The sequence below is a fragment of the Candidatus Frankia nodulisporulans genome, from assembly GCF_902806475.1.
Lineage (GTDB): Bacteria > Actinomycetota > Actinomycetes > Frankiales > Frankiaceae > Frankia > Frankia umida.
This window is the reverse complement of the sequence record NZ_CADCWS010000280.1, coordinates 1-5,011: the sequence shown is the minus strand read 5'-3', so window position 1 is coordinate 5,011 and position 5,011 is coordinate 1. Positions and strand designations below refer to the sequence as shown.

4 protein-coding genes are annotated in these 5,011 nt (G+C 70.0%); 2 read left to right on the top strand and 2 right to left on the bottom strand.

Features of this window, described 5'->3' with window-relative positions:
• Positions 1–75 precede the first annotated feature (75 nt).
• Positions 76–684: a GNAT family N-acetyltransferase gene (locus G6R24_RS18095; RefSeq protein WP_163550393.1), complete on the bottom strand. Its 609-nt coding sequence runs from the start codon at positions 682–684 to the stop codon at positions 76–78.
• 255 nt (positions 685–939) lie between these two features.
• A complete protein-coding gene (locus G6R24_RS18090; protein WP_163550392.1) occupies positions 940–2,499 on the bottom strand; it encodes a serine/threonine-protein kinase in 1,560 nt (519 codons plus the stop codon).
• Between the two features lie 331 nt (positions 2,500–2,830).
• Between G6R24_RS18090 and G6R24_RS18085 the strand changes: the two genes are divergently transcribed.
• Positions 2,831–3,526: a GntR family transcriptional regulator gene (locus tag G6R24_RS18085; RefSeq protein WP_163550391.1), complete on the top strand. Its 696-nt coding sequence runs from the start codon at positions 2,831–2,833 to the stop codon at positions 3,524–3,526.
• 352 nt (positions 3,527–3,878) lie between these two features.
• Positions 3,879–5,011, top strand: a 1,133-nt coding sequence (locus G6R24_RS18080) for an NCS1 family nucleobase:cation symporter-1 (protein ID WP_225438690.1), incomplete at its 3' end; no start/stop codon positions are given.

The window sequence follows — 5,011 nt, the reverse complement described above, 5'->3', positions numbered from 1 at the left end:
TTTCCGGGAGCAAAAATCTGCCCACTGTCCAAACCGTTGTCGCAGCGTCGACCGCCGTTCTGCCGGGATAGCCGCTCAGTGTTCCCCGGTGGGCAGAAAACGGTACATGACGTAGAGGTCCACGTCGCCGAGCCAGGGGTGACGATAGGCGGCGGGCAGGGTGCCGACCAGGCGAAACGCCAGAGAACGCCACAGGGCGACGAGTTTTGGGTTCACCGAGATGACGGCGTTGAGCTGCATCGCCCGGTAACCGCGGTCGGTCGCGTACTCGATCATCTGCTCGGCGGCGAGGCGGCTCGCGCTCTCCCAGTGCCCGCCTGGCCCGCCGGTCCCACCGCCCGCGCCGCTCCGGCCCCGGCCGGCGCCGAGCACCCTCGCGCGTTGTGGCGCGCCGCCGTGGTCGATCCACTTCGGATCGACCAACAGGATGGCCTGGGCGACATGGTCGCCCAGGCCGGGCAGGCTGGGAATGAGCAGGGCGGTGGCCACCACGGCGACCCGGCCGTCGGTGTCCTCCTGCTCCATCACCAGGACGTCGGCCGGGGGCGGCAGCATCCACGCGCTGCGTGCGGTCTGCTCGTCGGTGTCCGGTGGCCACGGGCAGGTCTCGCCCTCGACGACAGCGGCACGCCAGACAGGCCAGATCGCGTCCCAGTCCGCTGGGGACGCCCGCCGTGTCCGCACCTGTCCGTTCCTGCCCGTCGACCACTGTGCCTGAGCGTCCGTGTCGCAGCGCGATCCGCCCCGCGTCGCGCGGGTTCACCGTCCACCGGATCGCCGTGCGTCACTGGGTTGCCTCGCCGATCCCCGTGCCCCACCTGCGACCTTATGCCCGACCTAGATCATCTGCCGGATTTCGGTGACGTGATGTGGTTCGCGTGGATATGCCGTGCGTGCGGCTGTCTGGTCCGTACGGGCGGTGCGGGTCGGTCCGGGGGACTACTGGCGATGGACGGCGAAGGTCGAGCATCCGGCCAGGCGCACCTGGCCCGCCAGGTCGTCCGGGCGGGTGGCGTCCGGACGCGCGGTGAAGTTGGCCATGTTGTAGCCGGGGGGCTGCTCGATCCAGCGCACACCGGTGAAGTTCAGCACCCCGTCGGCGAAGATGATGCGGGTCAGGTAGGAGCCGCGGGGCACACCGGGATTGGACGGCAGCGGGTAGAAGTCAAGCCGTGCCCACAGATCCTGGCTCGGGGTCAGAACAATACTGAGCAATAGCCCGGTCGGGCCCTGCGAACAGACGTACCCGCCGCGCCACAGGCCGGGCAGCGCGATCGGTGGTGTGGCGGCGGCGCTCGGAGTCGCCGATACGGAGCCGCCGCCGGTCGGGGGCAGCGACGGCGACGGGCCGAGAAACGCCGTCCCGGTGGGTACGGGCACGGCCGTCCCCGGAGCCGGCGCGGTGGCGGTGCCGGCCCCGGCGGATGCCAGGGTGGTGGGCTTCGCGGGCCCACCGCGGGTAAGCAGGGTCGCGACGATCGCGATGGCGAGAACACCCGCGATGGCGATCACGGCCGGAATCCACGGGCCCGACAACCACCCCGGCCGACGCCTTGGCCGTGGCACCGGCTGCCCTGCCTGCCCTGGCTGTCCTGGTCGCGAAGCCGCGGCCGGTGGCGAGGGGCGCGCCACGGCTGCCCCCGTGGCCGGTGGCGGAGGGTGGATGACAGGCATGGAGTCGAGGTCGGTGACCGTGCGGGGAAGGCCGGGGAGCTGCCATCGCTCGTCCAGCAGGCGTTGGGTCGCCCCGGCGGGGTCGGCCGTCGGGTCGGCGGCCGCGGGCAGAAGCTGGTGCAGCAGGTCCGTCGCGCTCGGCCGGCCACGCGGATCGGGGCGCAACGCCGCCAGCAGGACGGGCAGCAGACGGTCGGGGACACCGGTGAGATCAGGGCGTTCCCCGATCACGCGGTACAGCAGGACCTCGGGTCGACCCAGCCCGTACGGGGGGCGTCCGGTGGCGGCGAAGGCGAGCGTCAGCGCCCAGGAACACACGTCGGTGAAAGGCCCGGTCTCACCGGCGGCGACCTGCTCGGGCGCCATGTAACCCGGACTGCCCAGCAACGAGCCCGGACTGGTCAGCGGCGTCGACTCGGCATACCAGGACACCCCGAAATCGATCACCTTGGGGCCGTCCGCGGTCAGCAGCACATTGGACGGTTTCAGATCCCGGTGCACCACGCCGACCCGGTGCATCGCCGAAAGCGCCTCCGCCAGACCCACGGCGAGGCTGTCCAGGACACCTCCGGTCAGGGCGCCTTCGGCCTCCACCACCTCGGTCAGACTGGAGCCGGCGACGTATTCGGTGGCAAGCCACGGTCGGTCGGCCTCGGGATCGGCGGCCACGACCCGCACCGTGCACACCCCGCCGACCGCCCGGGCGGCCGTCACCTCACGGCGGAAACGCTGCCGGAAATCCGGGTCGCCCGCCAACCGGGTGGCGATTCGTTTGACGGCGAGCGGTCGACCGGCGGGATCGGTGGCCAGATAGACCACGCCCATCCCCCCGAACCAAGCCGGGCGGCAACCGGATAACCACCGATCTCCGCCGGGTCACTGGGGCGCAGAGGCGAAACCGGCGCGGTCGATCTCCTCTCCGCCAGTTCGGTCCTCAGTTCGGTCATTGTGTCCGGTCGGCGAACATGGCCGCACATCTGGTCTGGTCCGCCCCGATCACGGCCGGGCTGGCCCGGTTCGTGGGGGTGGGCTGGCTCGGTGCACAAACGTGATCTGACGGCGGACGGGACGAAACAGTTCGGGGCTACAGTCCCGGACGTCCACTGCAGATCCGGCCCGCCAGCTGCCCCGGCGGATCCATCCCTGGGAGGATGGGATGCGAGTCCCCCGGCCACCGGTGACATGGGTCGCGACCCTGTCCACCGACTGGGATGGATCGGCCCGTGAGGCCATCCTCGGCGAGCTCAAGCGGGTCATCCTCGACGGCGCGGCCGCACCCGGCCTGCCCATCCCGGTCGATGAGGTCGCCGCGCGTTATCAGGTCAGCCGGATTCCCGTCCGTGAGGCGTTGATGAGCCTGGTCGGTGAGGGGCTGGTGGAGCATCGGGCCCGCGCGGGCTACACCGTCGCGGCGCTCACGCCCGCCGAGCTGCGCGAGTTCTACCTGGTGCGGGAGGCGTTGGAGGCCTCCGCGTTGGCGGCGGCCGTGCGCCGGGCCACAGTCGCGGACGACGAACGGGTCCTGGCGGCGCACGTCGCCACCGCCGCGGCGATCGAGGCCGGCGACGCCCGCGGGCACCATCGCGAGAGCCGCCGGTTCCATCTCGCGCTCGTCAACGCCGGCGCCATGCCCCGGCTGGCACGCATGTACGAATCGGCCTGGAACATGACCGAGCCCGCCCGGCCGATGGACCACGCGCCGCGCGACGTGGTCACCGCGCTCAACGAGGACCACGAGCGGATGCTCGCCGCCTTCGCGGCTCGGAACGCGCCGGCGCTGCTGGAGATCTCCCGCCTGCACCACGCCCGGCTTCGGGCCTCCCTCCCCGGCAGCCCCGGCCCCACGCCCTGACCGCCCTACCGCCCGACTGCCGGCTGCCCGCCCCGGGCCGGTCGGCCGTGATTCTGATCAGCGCAGCACGGAGCAACTCGGCTTCGACCGTCCACCAGTGGATATATCTGCCGCGTCATTCGACAGAAACATCACCACTCTACTGTCTCTCGACAGAGGCCGGCCGGTGGATTCATCCCGCCGTGACCGGAGCGGTCTGACGCCGAAGCGGGCCGCGCTTCCGGCGACCCGTCGTGTGTCTGAAAACGCCCGATCACCCGCGTGGACCGCGCAGCCATCCGAGGGAGAAACAATGAACGAGTCCGAGGCTACCGTGGCGCCGCCACGGGATCTGCCGACAAGCAGTGGAGATATGCCCGAAGCCGCCGGCCAGCCGGTCGGTTCGGGTGCGGTGAAGCCGGGTTACGACCCGCGGCTTGCCAATGAGGATCTGGCTCCGCTACCCAGGCAGACCTGGTCGACCTACAACATCTTCGCCTTCTGGATGTCGGATGTGCACAGCGTCGGCGGATATGTGACCGCCGGCAGCCTGTTCGCGCTCGGGCTGACCAGCTGGCAGGTCCTGGTCGCGCTTCTCGTGGGCATCACCATCGTCTATTTCTTCTGTAATCTCGTGGCCCGGCCCAGCCAGCAGGCGGCGGTGCCCTATCCGGTGGTCTGCCGGGCGTCCTTCGGTGTGCTCGGTGCCAACATCCCGGCCATCATCCGTGGGCTCATCGCCGTGGCCTGGTACGGCATCCAGACCTACCTCGCCTCGGCCGCCCTGGACGTCGTCCTGCTCAAGCTGTTCGGCGGCCTCGCTCCCTACGCGGATGTCCACCAGTACGGCTTCCTGGGCCTGCCGCTGCTCGGGTGGTGCAGTTTCGCCGCCCTGTGGGTCCTCCAGGCGGCGGTGTTCTGGACCGGGATGGAGACGATCCGCCGGTTCATCGACTTCTGCGGCCCGGCCGTCTACGTCGTGATGTTCGCCCTCACCGGCTACCTCATCTACAAGGCCGGCTGGGGCGGGATGAGCCTCAACCTCGGTGGCGAGCGCCATGGCGGCTCCACCATCTCGATCATGCTTGGTGCCATCGCCCTGGTCGTCTCCTACTTCTCCGGTCCGATGCTGAACTTCGGCGACTTCGCCCGGTACGGAAAGGACTTCGGTGCCGTCCGACGCGGCAACCTTCTTGGCCTTCCGGTGAACTTCCTGGTGTTCTCCCTGCTGGTGGTTCTCACCGCCTCGCTGACGATTCCCGTCTTCGGGGAACTCATCACCGACCCGGTCCAGACCGTCGCCCGGATCGACAGCACCTTCGCCATCGTCCTCGGCGCGCTCACCTTCACCACCGCCACCATCGGCATCAACATCGTCGCGAACTTCATCTCGCCGGCGTTCGACTTCTCCAATGTCAGCCCGCAGCGCATCAGCTGGCGCGCCGGCGGCATGATCGCCGCCGTCTGCTCCGTGCTCATCACACCGTGGAACCTGTACAACAACCC

Excerpts from the sequence above, each read along its gene's own strand:
- G6R24_RS18090 (WP_163550392.1), bottom strand. The coding sequence starts at position 2,499 with ATGGGCGTGGTCTATCTGGCCACCGATCCCGCCGGTCGACCGCTCGCC.
- G6R24_RS18085 (WP_163550391.1), top strand. The coding sequence starts at position 2,831 with ATGCGAGTCCCCCGGCCACCGGTGACATGGGTCGCGACCCTGTCCACC.